General features: G+C 48.0%; 16 protein-coding genes. 8 read left to right on the top strand and 8 right to left on the bottom strand.

The features are described from left to right. Nucleotide 1 precedes the first annotated feature (1 nt). From NO559_RS04580 to NO559_RS04570, 3 genes are all read left to right on the top strand, one after another. Nucleotides 2–544: a DUF1415 domain-containing protein gene (locus NO559_RS04580; RefSeq protein ID WP_258330616.1), complete on the top strand. Its 543-nt coding sequence runs from the start codon at nt 2–4 to the stop codon at nt 542–544. Between the two features lie 58 nt (nt 545–602). Next, nucleotides 603–1,898, top strand: coding sequence for a dicarboxylate/amino acid:cation symporter (locus NO559_RS04575; RefSeq protein WP_258330615.1), 1,296 nt, complete (start codon nt 603–605; stop codon nt 1,896–1,898). A gap of 171 nt (nt 1,899–2,069) precedes the next feature. Then, a complete protein-coding gene (locus tag NO559_RS04570) occupies nt 2,070–2,324 on the top strand; it encodes a hypothetical protein (RefSeq protein WP_258330614.1) in 255 nt (84 codons plus the stop codon). Between the two features lie 28 nt (nt 2,325–2,352). Here NO559_RS04570 and NO559_RS04565 read toward each other — a convergent pair whose 3' ends face one another. The 7 genes from NO559_RS04565 to NO559_RS04535 all read right to left on the bottom strand — a co-directional run bounded on the left by NO559_RS04565 (nt 2,353) and on the right by NO559_RS04535 (nt 11,631). Next, nucleotides 2,353–2,751, bottom strand: coding sequence for a hypothetical protein (locus tag NO559_RS04565; RefSeq protein WP_258330613.1), 399 nt, complete (start codon nt 2,749–2,751; stop codon nt 2,353–2,355). 245 nt (nt 2,752–2,996) lie between these two features. Then, nucleotides 2,997–5,705, bottom strand: a complete 2,709-nt coding sequence (locus tag NO559_RS04560) for an ATP-binding protein (RefSeq protein WP_258330612.1) — start codon at nt 5,703–5,705, stop codon at nt 2,997–2,999. Continuing rightward, nucleotides 5,692–6,663: an ABC transporter substrate-binding protein gene (locus NO559_RS04555; RefSeq protein WP_258330611.1), complete on the bottom strand. Its 972-nt coding sequence runs from the start codon at nt 6,661–6,663 to the stop codon at nt 5,692–5,694. Before NO559_RS04555 ends, NO559_RS04560 begins: the two co-directional genes overlap by 14 nt. Before the next feature lie 29 nt (nt 6,664–6,692). Further along, the gene (locus NO559_RS04550; protein WP_258330610.1) at nt 6,693–7,343 is read right to left on the bottom strand and encodes a response regulator transcription factor; all 651 of its coding nucleotides are present in this window, start codon (nt 7,341–7,343) and stop codon (nt 6,693–6,695) included. 88 nt (nt 7,344–7,431) lie between these two features. Next, nucleotides 7,432–9,495, bottom strand: a complete 2,064-nt coding sequence (locus tag NO559_RS04545; protein WP_258330609.1) for a TonB-dependent siderophore receptor — start codon at nt 9,493–9,495, stop codon at nt 7,432–7,434. A gap of 341 nt (nt 9,496–9,836) precedes the next feature. Further along, entirely contained in the window at nt 9,837–10,115 is a 279-nt protein-coding gene (locus NO559_RS04540; protein ID WP_258330608.1) for an HU family DNA-binding protein, read from the bottom strand. Between the two features lie 136 nt (nt 10,116–10,251). Continuing rightward, on the bottom strand, nt 10,252–11,631 hold the full coding sequence (locus NO559_RS04535; protein ID WP_258330607.1) for an FAD-dependent oxidoreductase: 1,380 nt from the start codon (nt 11,629–11,631) through the stop codon (nt 10,252–10,254). Between the two features lie 270 nt (nt 11,632–11,901). Between NO559_RS04535 and NO559_RS04530 the strand changes: the two genes are divergently transcribed. From NO559_RS04530 to NO559_RS04515, 4 genes are all read left to right on the top strand, one after another. Beyond that, nucleotides 11,902–12,447 carry a chorismate lyase gene (locus NO559_RS04530; RefSeq protein WP_258330606.1) on the top strand — a complete coding sequence of 182 codons (546 nt, stop codon included), beginning with the start codon at nt 11,902–11,904 and terminating at the stop codon, nt 12,445–12,447. 42 nt (nt 12,448–12,489) lie between these two features. Then, the gene (gene ubiA / locus NO559_RS04525) at nt 12,490–13,377 is read left to right on the top strand and encodes a 4-hydroxybenzoate octaprenyltransferase (RefSeq protein ID WP_258330605.1); all 888 of its coding nucleotides are present in this window, start codon (nt 12,490–12,492) and stop codon (nt 13,375–13,377) included. Nucleotides 13,378–13,387: 10 nt separating this feature from the next. Next, nucleotides 13,388–14,515, top strand: a complete 1,128-nt coding sequence (locus NO559_RS04520; RefSeq protein ID WP_258330604.1) for a GNAT family N-acetyltransferase — start codon at nt 13,388–13,390, stop codon at nt 14,513–14,515. Between the two features lie 123 nt (nt 14,516–14,638). After that, the gene (locus tag NO559_RS04515) at nt 14,639–14,998 is read left to right on the top strand and encodes a cupin domain-containing protein (protein WP_258330603.1); all 360 of its coding nucleotides are present in this window, start codon (nt 14,639–14,641) and stop codon (nt 14,996–14,998) included. Between the two features lie 30 nt (nt 14,999–15,028). Here NO559_RS04515 and NO559_RS04510 read toward each other — a convergent pair whose 3' ends face one another. Next, nucleotides 15,029–15,883 carry an ABC transporter substrate-binding protein gene (locus NO559_RS04510; RefSeq protein WP_258330602.1) on the bottom strand — a complete coding sequence of 285 codons (855 nt, stop codon included), beginning with the start codon at nt 15,881–15,883 and terminating at the stop codon, nt 15,029–15,031. A gap of 144 nt (nt 15,884–16,027) precedes the next feature. On the opposite strand from NO559_RS04510, the gene NO559_RS04505 reads away from it, so the two are divergent. Then, entirely contained in the window at nt 16,028–16,732 is a 705-nt protein-coding gene (locus NO559_RS04505) for a flagellar brake protein (protein WP_258330601.1), read from the top strand. Nucleotides 16,733–16,736: the final 4 nt, after the last annotated feature.

Genomic DNA, 16,736 nt, shown 5'->3' with positions numbered 1-16,736 from the left:
AATGCCTAGCCCCCAACAACAAACTCGCGCCTGGCTAACAGATTTTGTTATTAAGCTTAACCTCTGCCCCTTTGCCCAAAAGGTATTGGAAGAGGACAGCATACGCATAGCCCTATGCAGCAGCAATGATGAGCAGGAGATGGTGCGGCAAGTACTAGCCGAGCTAGACCTACTCGTACAAAGCGACCCAAAAACCCTAAGCACCAGCCTATTGGTATTCGACCAGGCCTTGGCAGATTTTCACGACTACTTAGATTTTGCCGATTGGGCCAACGACCTGCTGCTAGAGGCAGGCTTGGAAGGCACCCTGCAAATCGCCACCTTTCACCCCCAGTATGTATTTGCCGGTGTCGCCGAAGACGATGTTAGCCACTACAGCAACCGCTCCCCCTTCCCCATGCTGCATTTTATACGCGAGCAACAACTGGAGCAGGCCATAGCCCATCACCCCGACCCCGAGAGCATACCCGATACCAATATCAAGCATCTGCAAGGCCTAGGCCTGGCAAAGGTGCTAAGCTTATTGCACAACATCAGCCAATAGCCGCTGGACTATTCATAACCTACACCCACAAACAATAAAAAATAAACGAAGGCCAACTATGAAAAAATTAGCTCTGCACTGGCAAATTATTATCGCCATGGTACTGGCGGTGCTAGCCGGCCTTGCCACCTCCAGCGACAGCAGCTTGCTGGGTATCCCGTTAATCTCAGCCTATAGCTTTATGGGCAGCTTATTTTTAAACGCCTTAAAAATGATTATTGTGCCCTTAATCATGGCCTCAATTATTTGCGGTATTAGCGGCATAGGCAGCAGTAAACATTTAGGCCGGTTAGGCGGTAAAACCATTGCCTTTTACCTAACCAGTAGCACCTTGGCGATAGTCTTAGGGCTAGCCTTAGTCAACTTGACCACCCCGGGCATTATTGATGGTGAACCCGCGGGTTCCAGGCTCAACCTTAGCACCGATAAGCAGCAACTCGATGAGGTGATAGGCAAGGTAGAGGGCAGTAATATTAGTGATCTCAGCGAAGTATTCTTGCGCATGGTGCCCACCAATGTGGTGGAAGCCGCAGCCGATGGGCAAATGTTGGGGCTGATATTTTTTAGCCTATTATTTGGCTTTTTTATGACCCGCATAGACAGCAGCCGCGGCCAGCTGCTGCAAGACGCCTGGCAGGGCGTATTCGATATTATGATGTTCATCACCATGTGGGTGATGAAGTTTGCACCGTTAGGGGTGTTTGGGCTGGTCGCCAAAACCGTAGCCGCCACGGGCTTTGAAGCTTTTAAACCCTTAATGATTTTCTTTTTAACGGCCTTTGCCGCATTACTAATACACGCCTTTGTAGTGCTGCCATTAATCTTACGATTTTTTGCTAAGGTCAGCCCCGGCGCCTTTATGAAAAAAATGTCGCCGGTCATGCTCACTGCTTTTTCTACCGCCTCCAGCTCAGCTACCCTGCCGCTGAGTTTAGAAACCGTAGAAAAAGAGGTAGGGGTGTCCAATCGCACTACCAGTTTTGTACTGCCCCTGGGTGCCACTATTAATATGGACGGTACCGCCCTGTATGAATGCGTGGCCGCTATGTTTATCGCCCAAGCCTATGGCTTGGACCTGAGCTTTAGCCAGCAGTTTATTGTGGTCTTGGTCGCCCTGCTCACCTCTATAGGGGTGGCGGGTATACCCGCAGCCAGCCTGGTGGCGATTACCGTCATCTTAGGTGTCATAGGCTTACCCTTGGAAGGCCTTGGGCTATTGCTGGTCACCGACCGCATACTCGATATGATGCGCACCGCGGTTAATGTTTTTAGTGATGCCTGCGGCGCCGTAGTCATCGCCAAAACCGAAGGTGAAAGCACCGCCGTAGACCTAGAGCCTAAGCTGGCGGGGTAAACAGCCAGCGCTAGCGCCAAAAATCTGGCCGCCAGGCACCACCTTGGCGGCTATTTACCTGCTATTTTCTTTTAATAATCAATCGCTTATCTTTCTAGCTAGGCACCGGGCTTATTGGCCCCTATGTTGCATTAGTCACCTGCATATAATTTGTTAACAAAAAGGTGACATATGTTTAAGCAGCAATTAGCCAATCTGCGCACCAGCATAGAGTGGGCTCAGCGTGACCAAAGCCTGGATATTTTCCGCATGGCGGGGGTACAACTGGAAAAGCTGGAAGCTTATATACACTGCCTATCAGAACACGAACAACGCCAAGCTATGCTGGCCATAGATAGCCTGCTGCCCATGGAGTGGCCGCTGTGGATGGAAGCCTGCCGTTATAATGATGTCTATGTGCTGGAGGGTTCGGCCACCTTGCATTAGCCTATTGCTGCGGCTTAGCCTAGCCGTTTTAGGCTTGCTGGGTCACCCAATCTATAGCCTCGCTAAGTGAATGAAATACCCGGCAAGGGCAATGTTTTATACATTGCGCCTCAAATTCACTGAGCTGGGCAAAAGTACCGCCCGCTAACACCATGGCATGGGCTTTAACCTGCGAGAGCAAGTAACTGTGCTTAATATAAAAGCTGGGGTCTACCGAAAAAGAGCTCAGCCTTAACTCTATAACCGCAAAGCGCTCACCCTGAAACACATCACTGCATAAAGCATAAAACTGCAGCAACTTGGCTTCATCCAAGTCTACGCCCTCGTTAATTTCGCAACACACATAGTCTGCAAAAAACTGAAAGTTGCCAAAAGAGAGGCTGTATTCTTGTATAGGGAAAATGTTATTTTTTACCAGCATATCCATAACTAGAGCTTATTGAATAACACCTAGCTATTGTGTGAAATGATAGACCGAGTGCTGCGTTATTATTGTTGGCGGCACATAAGTAAATCTACTGCTAGGGCAATGGTGTAATAAGTCGCTAAGCGCACCCCTTGTGCATCCATGTTTCATCCTAACAACGGCTTAGCGAGGGGTTAATATACGTCGCTGATGGTTAGCGCGCGTCACCTATACGGGTGATTTTTTAATTTTTTGGCTGATCATGCTCATGCTGTAAGACCGGCGCAATCAGCAGCAAGCCTTTCATAATGGCGGCTCACTGCCGCCATATCACCCGCGGAGGCGGCTAGGCTTAGCTCTGCAGCAACTTGCTCTAGGCTATCTATACCCGACAAACCTATCACCCCTAGCAGCTGATGTACCTGCTGCTGCACTGCCGCTATATCTTTTGCTAATAGCGCCTTAGCGATGGCCTGTAATTGTAAATTTAACTCCGCCTCAATATCACTGGCAGCCAGCGTTACCAGCGCACGAGTGGATGCGGGCTCAGCCTCAACCTCACACGGGGTTGCTAGCCGCTGAATTTTTGCCATTAAATCCTGTTCGTCCAAGGGCTTATAGCTCACCGCATCAACTCCTGCTGCAGCCATGGCTGGCTGCTGCTCGGCACGCGCATCGGCGGTCAGGATAATAATGGGGGTTTGCTTATTGAGTTGCCCTTTGCGCACGGCCTCACTCACTTGCATGCCATTGAGCTTGGGCATATGCAAATCCAATAACAGCGCATCAAAGCGTTGCCTTGCACATAGCCGTTGCGCCTCTTGGCCGTTATTAACCACGGTTACCTGGGCACCGGCGGCCTGTAATAACGTGCGTAGTAAGCGCTGGTTAAAGGGATTATCGTCCGCCACCAATACCGCCAACCCCGCCGGCAAACGAGGGCTATTAAGAGTTTTATCTTTTAGGCTTGGCGGGCTGTTGCTAGAGGATATAAAAGCCGCCGCCGACTCCTCGTTAGCCTTAGCTAATGCAGCCCATAGGCGGCTATGGGTTAAGGGTTTGCTGAGTAAATAGCAGTGACTGTAAGCCTCACTCAGTTCGATGATTTGGCTGTTGCCTACATCCGCAGTGGCTAAAAGAATCACCCCTTTATACGTCGCTCTTATGCTTTGTAGTAAAGCACTGAGCTCTTTGTAACTATCAAGCTGGGCATTAAAACCTAGCAACAGCAAGTCTGCTTTGGGCTGTTGCGATAAGCTGGCTAATAGTTTATCTGCGCTAGCCAACACACAAACATCACTGCTGTACTTAAGTAATTGGTTACGCCACGAGCGCCGGGTCCAGGGGTTGCGATCATAAATAAGTGCTCGCCAACTGCCATCGACGGCAAAAGGCTTAGCCGCGCTTTGCTGAAATTGGCAGAGAAAACTAAAGCTCACTTCTGTGCCCTCACCCTGCTCACTCTCAACACTAATATGGCCACCCATTAAGGTGACAAAGTCTTCGGCTATAGACAGACCTAAGCCCGTGCCATCGTGACTGCGGGTGCTGCTTTCGTCACATTGAAAAAAGGGGTTAAACAGCCGCTGCAAATTAGCGGCGCTAATGCCTATGCCGCTATCTTTAATCGCTATATTAATCACCGCCGCATCACCCTGTTGCTCTAGCAGGGTAACAAACACAATAATGTCTCCGGCTTCGGTAAACTTCACGGCGTTTGAGAGTATATTGTTTAACACTTTTTGTAATTTATCGACATCGGCCACTAGCTCTAGAGGCACATCAGAATCGATTAATACATTCAGCTCTAGCCCCTTCTCAAAAGCTGACACCCGGTGCAAATCCAAGGCAGAACACAAACAAGTTTCCAGATTAAAACGGCTGGGGTTGAGCTCAAAGGAGTTGGCGCGCAACTTAGAAAAATCCAGTATGTCGTTAATCGTCGACAGTAATACCCTAGAGGAGGTTAATATAATATCGCTGTATTCCTGTCGTAATTTCGGCTGATCAGTTTTAGCTAATAGCCGCACAAAGCCCATAATTCCGGTTAAGGGTGTGCGCAATTCATGGCTCATACGCGCCAAAAAATCATCTTTGGCGTGGTTGGCCTCAACGGCAATAGTTTTCGCCTCGGCCAAGTCTAAGTTTTGCCGCTCTAGGTCTTTAGCCGCCGCCACCCATTTATTGGTGGCCTTTTCAACCTCGGCTTTCAAAATCAATTGTGACTGCCCTACCCGCTCAGCCAATTTATTAATGCCTTTTTCTAACTCACCTAATTCGCCCGAGCTCAGCTCGGCAACACGATGGTTAAAATCTTCCTGACCATAACGAGCAACAGCATCGGTAATTTTATTAATAGGCCGTACTACCGCCCGGCTAAATCGAAACGCCAACCATAGTGCAATGCTTAACATTAGCGCAGCTATTAATAGGTTATTGCGTAACACTGCGGCGCGATAATCACGGCTATTACTAAGATCCACTGTTAACAGCACCCAGCCTAATAGCTCTTGGCTGACCGGCTCTTGATACTGCTCAGGGTCATCATCGATAAACACCCCCATGGGTTTTACTGAACGTACAAAGACCCAGTGATTAGCCACTGCTAATTGCTTGCCATCGACAAAATCATCCCCCACAACTTTGCTGGCAATAGTCGCTGGCTGGCCGCTAAGCTGCTGTTTGGCATCATCAAAAAATAATAGCTCGGCTATTTGTGAATCTCGCATTATAGCGGTAGCCAAATTATCTAGCGCCTCACTATCACCGGCAAATAAAGCCAGCTGGGCAGCATCGGCCGCCAAAAACAATAACTTTTCTACGCGATCTTCTAAGCTAGCGGTTTCGCGGCTCAGTGCGCTATTAATGTTATAAACTGTTAATAAAGTAATACACACCAGCGGCACCGCAACCAGTGCTGACACCCTAGCCCTGAGACTCCATTGGCTAAAAGAAAATAATTTACTGATCTGCAAAATTATTTTCCTCTTGTTTATGTAATTCGCGTTGCTGTAATTGTTGTGTTAAATGCTCTGCATCTACACTTAGCGCCATCTTTTTTGCAACCCGCTGATTCACCACTATGCTAAAGCTTTTACCATAGCGGGCCGCCGGCATATTTTTGTGTGTATCGCTAATCCAATCATGTATTAATTTAGCGCTATCTTGGCCTATGTTTTCTGGGCTGGCATATAACGATAACAAAGCACCGGCCTTGGCATATTTTTCTGAAAACCCTATTACCGGCGTCTTATAGCGCATACTCAACTGCAGCACTAACTTAGCCACTAAACGATTAAATAAACTGGTATTGGGCCTAACAATAAAAACATCGCTATTTTTCATTAGCGGTTCTATTTGTTTAATAGGGTTTTGATTAAGCAGTAATGTAGCGCTATTAATTACTATGCTGGCAGGGTGTGGAGTATCTACCGGCAATGCGGTTTGGCTGAGCATGCCTATTCGGTAAGGTTGCTGATCTTGTTTTAAAAGACTGGCTAAGTGTATAAGCCGCGCTATAGGCTGATCCATAAACACTGCAGTAATGGCTTTGTTTGCAGCTGCTTGCCCACGTATGGCCTGATAGGCATTGCGGGTAATAAAGCTATTGACTATGGCCACATCGGGATTTAGCTGTATGGCGTACTCTGCGGCAGCCGAGCCCACGGTCACAATAAAACTATCAGGCCCCAGGCCTAACTCTGAGATTTTTTGGGCCTGGGTAATGGTTAACAACTCTACACGATACTGCGCGAGTTCTTCGCTATCGCTTAAATGCTTGCTTAATGCTGCGGCGGCAAGCTGATAGGGCTGAGCATCAGAAGAGTTAATAATAATAATTTTTGGGCTAGCCCAACTTAAGCTGCTGCCACACAGGCTTAGTAAAAAAATACTTAGCCAGGCAAGGCTGCGAGCATATAACTGCGCCAGCATGAGAAAGCTTTCCTTAGCAAACATGGGCATCAAGAAGGTAGCAGGCTCAGTTTTTCAGCCAGCACACCCGCTTCGGTGCGATTGTTACAACCCAGCTCCGCCATAATGGCTTTTAAGTGAGTTTTAACCGTATTTTCAGAAATAAATAAATCTGCCGCTATGGCTTTGTTACTCATGCCCTGCGCTAGGCAGGCCAATATATCCAACTGCCGCTTGGTTAAGCTGGCGATGATGGCATCGCGCTTTTCCGGGCTATCATCATCTGCCATGGCTGTAGCCAGCTCATCTGCTGGAGCTGCTAAATTAGGGGTATAGGTAGCACCCGCTAGCACTTGTTGTATCGCTTTATGCATACTATCAAAGCTGCTGCTTTTATGGATAAAGCCACTGACGCCTAAATCTAATGCCTTATGTACATGCTTAGGATTATCGGAGGCCGACAGCACCGCTACCGGCAACTCAGGGTAATTTTTACAGAGATTTTTTAAAAGACCAAAGCCGTCACTGCCGGGCATAAACAAATCGACTATGGCCAAATCTAAGTGCTGCTGTTTGGCCGCGGCTAAAACCGACGCGGCATCACTGCACTCAATAATATCGGCCTCGGGGTACATTTCCGATAAGGCTGCGATAACCCCTGCGCGGGTCATCGCATGATCATCGGCAATAATTATTTTCATGCAAAATCCTTCTATACCTTACAAGCTTGCTATTCTAGCTATGTTTGCCTAGCTGTAGCGCTTATAGACTAATCCTTAGACTGTAAGCTTACCACTGCAAGGAAGCATTGAGATAGGCCGTACGCTTAAAGTAGTTTAAGGTTTCAAATTCAAAGTTGGTTTCATCGGTAACATTATCAACTTTTAAGTCCAGCCTAAGCTGATACTGATTAAACTTCATCACCTTGCTAAGCGCTATGTCATGCCTATAAAAAGATTCGGCAAATTCGCCGCCGCGCCACTCTATATCGGATTGATGATAGCTCATTAGCGAAGCACTCCAGCCACTGCCTAAATCCTGGGTAATTAACAGGCTGGCGGTATGATCTGGCACTCGCTGTTTATCTCTCTTCTCACCATGGGGTGCTTGGGTCCAGTATCTTATACGGGTGAAATATAAACGTCGGTTGGCATATTGCAGCGACACGACTGTACTATCAGTGGGCCGCCACTTTACCTGCATATCGTAGCCCGTTACCCGCCAATTTTTACTGTTAGTAAAAAAATGCGCTCTGTGATCAGGGTCACTAGGGTCGCCTTCGTCGTAATCGGCACTGGCATCCCAGCCTAAGTGATCCACCCACCACTTAACATGGTCTATGCCACCTTCCATTTTTTCATGAAAGGCGCGCCAATCTATGTCCAGCCTGCCATCAAAAAAACTGCCGTAGTAGGCTAGCTCTAGGCTATCCATCTCTTCGGCCTCTAGCTTATCCTCTGAGAGCAGATTGTAATCTACGTAAACATCGTCGTAGGCACGCACAACCACTTCCCGGTGTGACTCAAACACTGAAGCACTGCGGTGAGCTTTGGCCGCACTAATCCGAAAATTGTGTTGTGGTAACAGCTGGTAATGCAGCGATGCCCGGGGTGACACGCGGGTTTCATCTAGTTCTTGGTTTTCTGCCATAAAACCAATATTGGCCAACCACTTGCGGCTAAGCTGCCATTCAATATTAGAAAAACCATACAAGATACCGTAATCAATAGTACCGCCGTGACTGAGATTGGTGGGCGCTTCTATGTTTTGGTATTTATAACCGGCACCGGCTAACACTCTGAGTTGTTTGCTAAAACTGTACTGGTACTCCAGTTCGGCTTCCCACAGCTGTGAGTCCCGCAGACCCCAGCCATAATCCACCACCACATCGGGCTTGCCAGCAAGATAACGATCCAGTTGTTCAGCATCCCAGCCTTCCCCAACCGATAACGATAATGGCAGTGTATGCACCGAGTGGCTGTCGTAGTAAGAAAAATACCCTTCCCAACGCTGCTTGCCTTCATCGCGTAGCCAGCCCAGCGATAACCAATAGCTGGTATTTTTATCATCAGCAAAAGCGTACACATAATCACCGTCGCCTATACCAAAACGGCCCTCGCTTACCCCCAGCTCCACCGTGTAGCTATCCAGCAAGTTAGGGGTTAGGGTGGTATTAAACACTAGATGGTCTACCGAAGTGCTGTCATCCAGCACATCGAAGCCATCGTTTTCTCTATGGGCAAAGCGCCACTGACCATAGCCGTTAGTCATTTCAAAATTGCTGCGTATATTAATATTGCGGGTATTGTTTTCACCTACGGTGCTGCGTATATGGGTGCCGCTCTCTTCAAGCGGGCTTTTGGTAATAATACTCACCGCCCCTACCACCGCATTAGAGCCATAGGCAGGCACATTGGAACCGCGCACGACTTCTATACGCTCTATATCATCGGGCACTATACCCAACGAATTCCAATTAACCGTTGGGAAAGTGGGTACATAGACGCTGCGGCCATTGATACGCACTTCTAAACGGCGTGGATCGTCATCGGTTAGGTCATGCCCAGATAAGCCCGGCATGGAAGCATTAATATAGAAACTCATTAGCCCCGGCACTAAACGGAACACTTCCACTAGGCTGTTAGGCGCCAAGGCGGCAATGGTTTCGCTGTCTATCACTGTAACGGAAGAGGGCGAGTAATGACGCGCCTGCGCCATACGTGCGCCAGCGCTTACTAACGGTATATCTACCAGTAAATCACTTTCGTCATAATAATTTTCAGAGTTTGTCGCCATCGCTGCACTGGCAGCAACCGTTAACAGGGGTAAGAAAAAGACAGAATGTTTAGACACTACAACCTCATTTATTATTATCGACCTAAAGCTTAGTGCATGCCCTTAATAACAAACATCGCACGGTAAAAGATCGCTTTTAAATATGGTGGAGATGGAGATTGACCTTTCCCTAAGACAACTCTGTTTATACCAGCCGCAGTAATTAACATCCCTACTGCAGTTTGTTTTATCAGCAAAACAACTGCGACTGAGCAACTTGAAATATTACCCTTTTAAACAAACATTTAACAACTGCTCAGCCTTGATACTCACGATTAAGCCCAAAAAGGCTTTGTTAGTGGCAAAAAAAAACCCTTATCGATAAGGGTTTTTTTTATATTATCTGAGTGGGTAGCTGATTAGGCTTTATTGACACTCTCTTTTAAGGCTTTACCGGCTTTAAAACCTACCGTATTGCTGGCGGCAATTTCTATAGGGGCGCCGGTCTGTGGGTTTTTACCAGTGCGCGCATTGCGATGACGCACTTCAAAAGTGCCAAAACCTATTAAGGTGACCGACTCTTTGCGGCTTAGGCTCATGGTAATTTGATCGAGTATAGCCGATAACACATCGTTAGCTTGGCTGGTGGGTAAATCGGCTTTATCGGCAATATAGGCCGCCAAATCGGGTTTGCGCATGTACAGCTCCTAGTAAAATAATTATTGGAATTATGCTGGCTTAATATTGTAACTTTATGACAGTAGCCAGGGGCTGAGCCCCTTAACCCTTAGCAATCGTTACACAGAAAACAGGCTTAGCCTGCGCTCTGCCCCCTTAGGCCAGTATAGGGGGCAACTCCTTTTGTAAGCGCATCTTCTCTTTTGTTCCCTCGCCTGTCAAAGCAAAGCCTAATAATTGGCCGGCGGCATTGCGAAACTCGGCTACGGTATCGTTGCCATTTTGCTGTATTTGCCAGCTGCCTTCCGCACCCAAGGGTGCTGGGCTTAAGGCCACTGGGCAGGCCGGGGTTTTAACCATTACCGGCATGGCAGGGTAAACCACGTCGCTAGCTTTACCCGCCAATGTTTGCCCCAAAGCTTTGGCCGCGGCATTAAGCGGCGCTACATAAACGAGGTTACGGCCATCGACTTCGGCGCAATCACCTAAGGCATAGACATTGGCCGCCGAGGTTTGCAGTTTACGATCGGTGACTATGCCGCGATTAACCGTAAGGCCAGCGGCAGCGGCTAGCTCGGTACGCGGGCGCACCCCTACCGCACTAATCACCAAGTCGGCCTGTAGCTCTTGGCCGCTTTGACAAGTCACTTTAACGCCGCCAGCGGGGTTGCGATTAACCGCGCTCACTAAATCGCCAAAGTGAAAGATGGCACCTTTAGCCTCTAAGGCTCGCTGCACGGCTTTGCCCGCTTGCTCGGGTAGCAAAGTGGGTAAGCAGTAACCCAGTGGATCTACCACCTCAACATTAAAGCCACCATTGATTAAATCATTGGCGAATTCGCAGCCTATGAGGCCGCCACCGATTAACACAATCTTTTTAGCTTGGGTTTTCTTCACCGCTTTGCGGAAATCATCAAAGTCTAATAAGTCATTGATAGAGTACACATGATCTAAGGCATCGCCCTGTACCGGCGGCACGATAGTGTCGGCCCCTAAGGCCAGTACTAACTTGCCATAATGTACTTGGCTGTTGCTATCACCTATGTGTATGAGTTGCTGAGCTGTGTCTATGCTGTGTACCTGGGTCATGGTCCACACGCTAGCACGCAGCTGCCTGGCCATGGTGCCAGCATCGGCAGTGACTAAATCGGCGGCCTCGGTATTGCGGGTATAACCCGTAGACAACATAGGCTTGGAGTAAGCGCGGCCATCGTCCGAGGTAATCAAAATTAAAGGCGTGTCACTATCGTGCTTACGAAACTCTTTAGCCACACCGTAGCCAGCCATACCGGTGCCTAAAATAATCACTGGCGCTATCACGTGGTCGGTAGCGACCTCTTCTTCGTGGTGGGGCACTTCAGGCTCGGGTTCGCTAACGGCAATTAGCTCAAAATCATCTTTACCCACGCCACAATCGGGGCACAGCCAATCATCGGGTATATCTTCAAACTTAGTGCCCGGCGCTATGCCCGAATCAGGGTCGCCCACTTTTTCGTCATATATCCAGCCACAAACAATACAGACCCATTGTTGCATAACACTACCTTCTTAATTTTATTACTGCGGTCTTACCCACCTAGGGGGGGTAACATCGATGATTGAACTCGCTAAAACAGCGAAAGCGACGAGTATAACACTGGCCCTTTGTAGGGTGTAGAACAAGCTAAACAGAAACTCATTGTTTTTAACAGTAGCTTGCGGCTTCATTGCCTTTTGCTTTCGATGCTAAAATAGCCCATCTTTGCCTGGCCCCTAGGGCTAACATCAGCACTCTCTACCCATTATTTTACGCAAGGGATACCACGCTTGACCCTATTACTAGGCCCCGCAGAAGCCCATTGGCAAGACTACCACCGCTATACCGCCCACCAGCTGCCCCCTGTAATTAGGCCCTGGCTATTAGACAGCGGTTCGTTAACCCAACGCCTGCTCAAAGCCAGCCTGGGAAATTTTAGTGTGCAGGTACTGCGCCAATGCTGGCAGCGACCGCGCTTGTCAGAGCAACAGTTGTTGGGCATGCAGGCCCGCGAGTGGGCGATAGTGCGTGAAGTGGCCCTGCGCTGCCACGGCCAGCCTTGGGTCTTTGCCCGCAGCGTAATACCTGCTTCCTCGCTGCGGGGTCATTTACGACGGCTGCGCAAATTTGATAATAGCTCGCTGGGCGCCATGCTCTTTAGCGACCCCAGCATGCAACGCCACCCCTTTCAGCTTGCGCGCCTACCTGGCGATAGTTGGCAGCTGCCAGCACCATTACAGCAAAAAGAGCCTCTATGGGGCCGACGCTCGCGCTTTGAGCTAGGGGGCAAACCCTTAATGGTCAGCGAGTTGTTTTTAGAGGCTTTTACCCCGTAAACTCCATCAAACCCACGAAGCAGCACAGACGACACCCAGACTATGACGCTTGCCCAACTACGCAGCCACGCCCCCGACTACCTTGCTTTAATACGCTTTAATAAACCGGTGGGCACTTATTTATTGCTGTGGCCCACGCTATGGGCCTTGTGGCTTGCCGCGCAAGGCATACCCGATTTGAAACTGCTTATTATTTTTTGCCTAGGCACTTTTTTAATGCGCTCGGCCGGCTGCATTATTAATGACTATGCCGACAGGCACATTGATGGCCATGTAAAACGCACCGCCCAACGCCCTATGGCCACCGGCCGTATTAGCAGTAAACAGGCGCTAGGGTTTTTTGTGCTGCTGTGCTTGCTGTCTTTTGTGCTAGTGCTGTTTACTAATACCCTCACCATACAGCTGTCTTTTGCAGCGCTAGCACTGGCCAGCTGCTACCCCTTTATGAAGCGCTACACCCATATGCCGCAGCTGGTATTAGGCATGGCCTTTGCCATGAGCATACCCATGGCCTTTGCCGCCCAAACCAACAGCCTGCCCGCTATATTATGGCTGGTCTATATTGCTGCCGTGCTATGGACCATAGTCTATGACACTTTTTACGCCATGGTAGATAGGGATGATGATCTTAGGATAGGGGTAAAATCCACCGCTATTTTATTTGGCGAGGACGACAAAACCATCACCGCAATCCTGCAAGCCTGCGTTATCTTCACCCTGTGCTTAGTGGGCCAGCAGTTTAAGTTGGGGGCGTATTTTTATTTAAGTTTAATCATCGCGGCAGGCTTTTTTATCTACCAGCAACAATTAATTAAGCTACGTGAAAGAAATAATTGTTTTAAAGCTTTTTTAAATAACAACTGGGTGGGTATGGCTATTTTTATCGGCATAGCACTGGATTATGCCCTGCCCCCTTTATTTGCCAGCTAAGCCGATCGCTATGGAGTTTCGTTATCTGCACAGCATTAGCGAGATTAGCGCCCAGCAATGGGACAGTTTAGTCCACAGCGATTACCCTTTTACCCGCCACGCTTTTTTAGCGGCCCTAGAGCTCAGTGGCTCGGTGGCGGTAGCAACCGGCTGGCAACCTCATCATCTATGCGTATACCAAGCTGAGCAGCTAGTCGCGGTGATGCCCCTGTATATTAAGCAACACTCCTACGGCGAATATATTTTTGATTGGAGCTGGGCCGAGGCTTACCAGCGCCATGGCTATAACTATTACCCCAAGTTACTAGCCGCTATACCCTTCACCCCCGCAACCGGGCCACGGCTGTGCATACACCCCGATAGTGATGCAGCGGCCCTGTACGAGGCGGTGGGGCAACAACTCATCGCGCAGGCGCAACAGTTACAAGCCTCATCTGTACATGTGCTATACCACAGCCAAGCAAATCACTTTAACGCCCCGTTTATGGCCCGCAGCAGTGTACAGTTTCACTGGTTTAACCAGGGCTATACTTGTTTTGATGATTTTTTGGCGCAGTTTAAATCTCGTAAACGCAAAACCCTTAACAAAGAACGGCGCAGTGTTAAACAGCAAGGCATAAGCTTGCAGCGGCTAAGCGGAAATGAAATTAGCGAAGAAATTTGGCAGCAGTTTTATTATTTTTATCAGCTCACCTACGCCAAGCGCAGCGGCCACGGCGGCTATCTAAAACAAGATTTTTTTAAACGCATCGCCAGCTCCATGGCTGACCAGATAATGTTGGTGATAGCCCGTAAAGACCAAGATATTGTTGCCGGTGCGCTAAATTTTTTTGACAGCCACAGCCTTTACGGCCGCTACTGGGGTTGCAGTGAAGAGCTAGAGCAGCTGCACTTTGAAGCCTGCTATTATCAAGGCATAGAGTTTTGCATAGAACGAGGCCTACAACGCTTTGACTCCGGGGCGCAGGGCGAACATAAAATACAGCGCGGCTTTCAGCCCGTAGACACACATTCCAGCCACTGGCTAGCCCAGCCAGACTTTGCCCACGCGATACAACAGTTTTTACAGCAGGAAACAACTGAGTTAAAGCGTTATAAACTGCAGTGCAGCAAACATCTGCCCTTTAAGGCCACTTAAACGCGCGGGCTGCTCATACTGCCAGCTGTTTGTTTTTTAACCGCAGCGCTAGCTTTATTTTATAAGGGCTGTAGAATTGCCGCCCTAGGCTGAACAATATTTGTTGAATACACAGAGGCTATAATGGCTAAAAAAATCGCTGACCTGATTAACTTTGCAACCAGTACCGCTAAAGTAGAACGCTATCCTACGGCGCAAGATCGCATCGTTAAAGGCAACCCCGAACAAAACAATCAACTGCATTTTGCTGTAGAAGATAAATTTTTTGCTGGCGAATGGGGTTCAGAAGTAGGCTGCTGGAAAATTAAATACAGCGAAAACGAGTATTTCCATATACTAAGCGGCAAATCGATTTTGCGCGATTTAGATGGCAATGAACTAGAAATGGTAGCTGGCGATAAAATTTGCGTGCCCGCAGGTTTTGAAGGCGAATGGGAAGTAGTAGAGCCCACCCAAAAAATTTACGTTATTTACGAAGAATAAAGCAACTCTCATAGCACACCTAACATAGCGTTACTCGTTAACGCTATTTAGCCCCTCTATAGGTTCGCAAGAATCCTGCGCTAACAACTTACCCCAATTAAAATTAACTTTAGAAATATCCAGCTGCCACTTTGCAAACAAGGCCTGTAATTTACCGCTGTGATAGAGTTGAGGTAAGCGTTGATCATAAATTTTGCACAACTGCTTAGCTCTGGGGTTATGGCTAAAGGCTAAGTAAATATTATTGGTTGACACGTTTTCCCAGCGTAGCTGCGCGCCTAAATCAGCTAAAGCCCCCTGTAATAAAACCAATGTTTCATCTTCAGGCTCTATAAAAACATCCAGTCGGCGTTGTACCAACATTTTTAAACCCTGTTCGGGTCTGCGTAACTCAAAGCCCTTTTTAATCCCTAGATGTTGATCGTAGTTATAGCCAATTATCCATGCCGAGCTGTATGGATTAGGCTCACTGGAATCCTCACGATTACGCTGATAAAAGTTGTGCCAATTAAGGGTGCTATCTTTATGATATATGGCCAATACCCGTTCTGTGTTGATTGGGTAGTGCGGGGTCAATAATAAATTATTGCCTCTATCAGCCTGCGAATAAGTGCCTATTACCACATCATGGTGGTGTTGCACGGTACTGTGCCGTGCTCGCTTAAAAGGCTCTATAGAGAATTTAACGGCAATACCTACAGGCTCGTATACCGCCTTAATAATTTCGAAATACAACCCACTACCATCGTGATTGGAAAAACCTGGCCAATACTCTGATGCCACATGGATTACTTTCGGAGCCGCCACATCGACATTAGCCCATCCAGACTCGGCACTTATAATGATGCTGAGGCAAAGCGCGCGAATATAATTAAGTGGACTCACAACATTGCTCTGCTATATTTTTGTTTTATTTATGTAGGCGTCAAAAAACTTAACAACTTTAACACTAATAATCAGCGCTGGCGATTTTAGTGATCTACGCTAGCTTTATTAGTAACTTAAACGCATCAATATAAAGGTTTTACCATGCCCAAAGAGGATGGCGCGGCAGCTGAAACCAGCCCGGCCAGCATGCTGGCTAAATTACAACTGGCCGCGCTGGTGCAAGTCTCCAGCCTAGATGGCTCTTTAAAATATCTCACCCGCTTGGTGGGTGTTGATAGTAATAAGGTGTTGATTACTGCACTGCCAACACCTAAGCAAATGAAAAAAGAAACCGTCGATGTAGTTTATGACAACTTGTTTTTTCCCGAAAAAAAACTGGTGATGCGCTTAATTGCGCAAGGCTCTATTTTTGCTTTTGAGTCAGAAGTTATTGCCGTCAACTATAGTGGCAGTAAATTATTGTTAAGCAGTTTTCCCACGAGTATACAAAGCCAGGCCTTACGGCGTGATGCCCGCCTACCCTGTGCCTTATCATGCAGCTGCCAGTATCAAGGGCAAGCTTTCACAGCCGTTATAGTTGATATCAGCCAGGGCGGCTGCCAATTGCATTTTGATCCCAGCCAGCTGAGCACTTCTATAGACGATATAAAAGATCAACATATACAATTGCGGCTGCGTTTTTATCCAGAGGACGCACAGCAAGAGCTGACCGTTAAAGTCATTGCCTATACAAAAACAAGCCCCACGCAAGCTTCACTAGGCATAGCTTTTATTCAAGCCGAAACCTCAGTGCAAAACTATTTAGACTCGCTGCAACTAGGTGATATGTCCACTATGTTTTTGTAAATAC

The organism is Dasania sp. GY-MA-18 (assembly GCF_024734385.1).
GTDB classification, from domain to species: domain Bacteria; phylum Pseudomonadota; class Gammaproteobacteria; order Pseudomonadales; family Dasaniaceae; genus Dasania; species Dasania phycosphaerae.
This window is presented reverse-complemented; position numbering and strand designations above follow the sequence as displayed.

Coding starts and splice junctions, on each gene's coding strand:
- NO559_RS04580 (WP_258330616.1), top strand. CDS start 2: ATGCCTAGCCCCCAACAACAAACTCGCGCCTGGCTAACAGATTTTGTT.
- NO559_RS04575 (WP_258330615.1), top strand. CDS start 603: ATGAAAAAATTAGCTCTGCACTGGCAAATTATTATCGCCATGGTACTG.
- NO559_RS04570 (WP_258330614.1), top strand. CDS start 2,070: ATGTTTAAGCAGCAATTAGCCAATCTGCGCACCAGCATAGAGTGGGCT.
- NO559_RS04565 (WP_258330613.1), bottom strand. CDS start 2,751: ATGGATATGCTGGTAAAAAATAACATTTTCCCTATACAAGAATACAGC.
- NO559_RS04555 (WP_258330611.1), bottom strand. CDS start 6,663: ATGCTGGCGCAGTTATATGCTCGCAGCCTTGCCTGGCTAAGTATTTTT.
- NO559_RS04550 (WP_258330610.1), bottom strand. CDS start 7,343: ATGAAAATAATTATTGCCGATGATCATGCGATGACCCGCGCAGGGGTT.
- NO559_RS04540 (WP_258330608.1), bottom strand. CDS start 10,115: ATGCGCAAACCCGATTTGGCGGCCTATATTGCCGATAAAGCCGATTTA.
- NO559_RS04535 (WP_258330607.1), bottom strand. CDS start 11,631: ATGCAACAATGGGTCTGTATTGTTTGTGGCTGGATATATGACGAAAAA.
- ubiA (WP_258330605.1), top strand. CDS start 12,490: ATGACGCTTGCCCAACTACGCAGCCACGCCCCCGACTACCTTGCTTTA.
- NO559_RS04520 (WP_258330604.1), top strand. CDS start 13,388: ATGGAGTTTCGTTATCTGCACAGCATTAGCGAGATTAGCGCCCAGCAA.
- NO559_RS04515 (WP_258330603.1), top strand. CDS start 14,639: ATGGCTAAAAAAATCGCTGACCTGATTAACTTTGCAACCAGTACCGCT.
- NO559_RS04505 (WP_258330601.1), top strand. CDS start 16,028: ATGCCCAAAGAGGATGGCGCGGCAGCTGAAACCAGCCCGGCCAGCATG.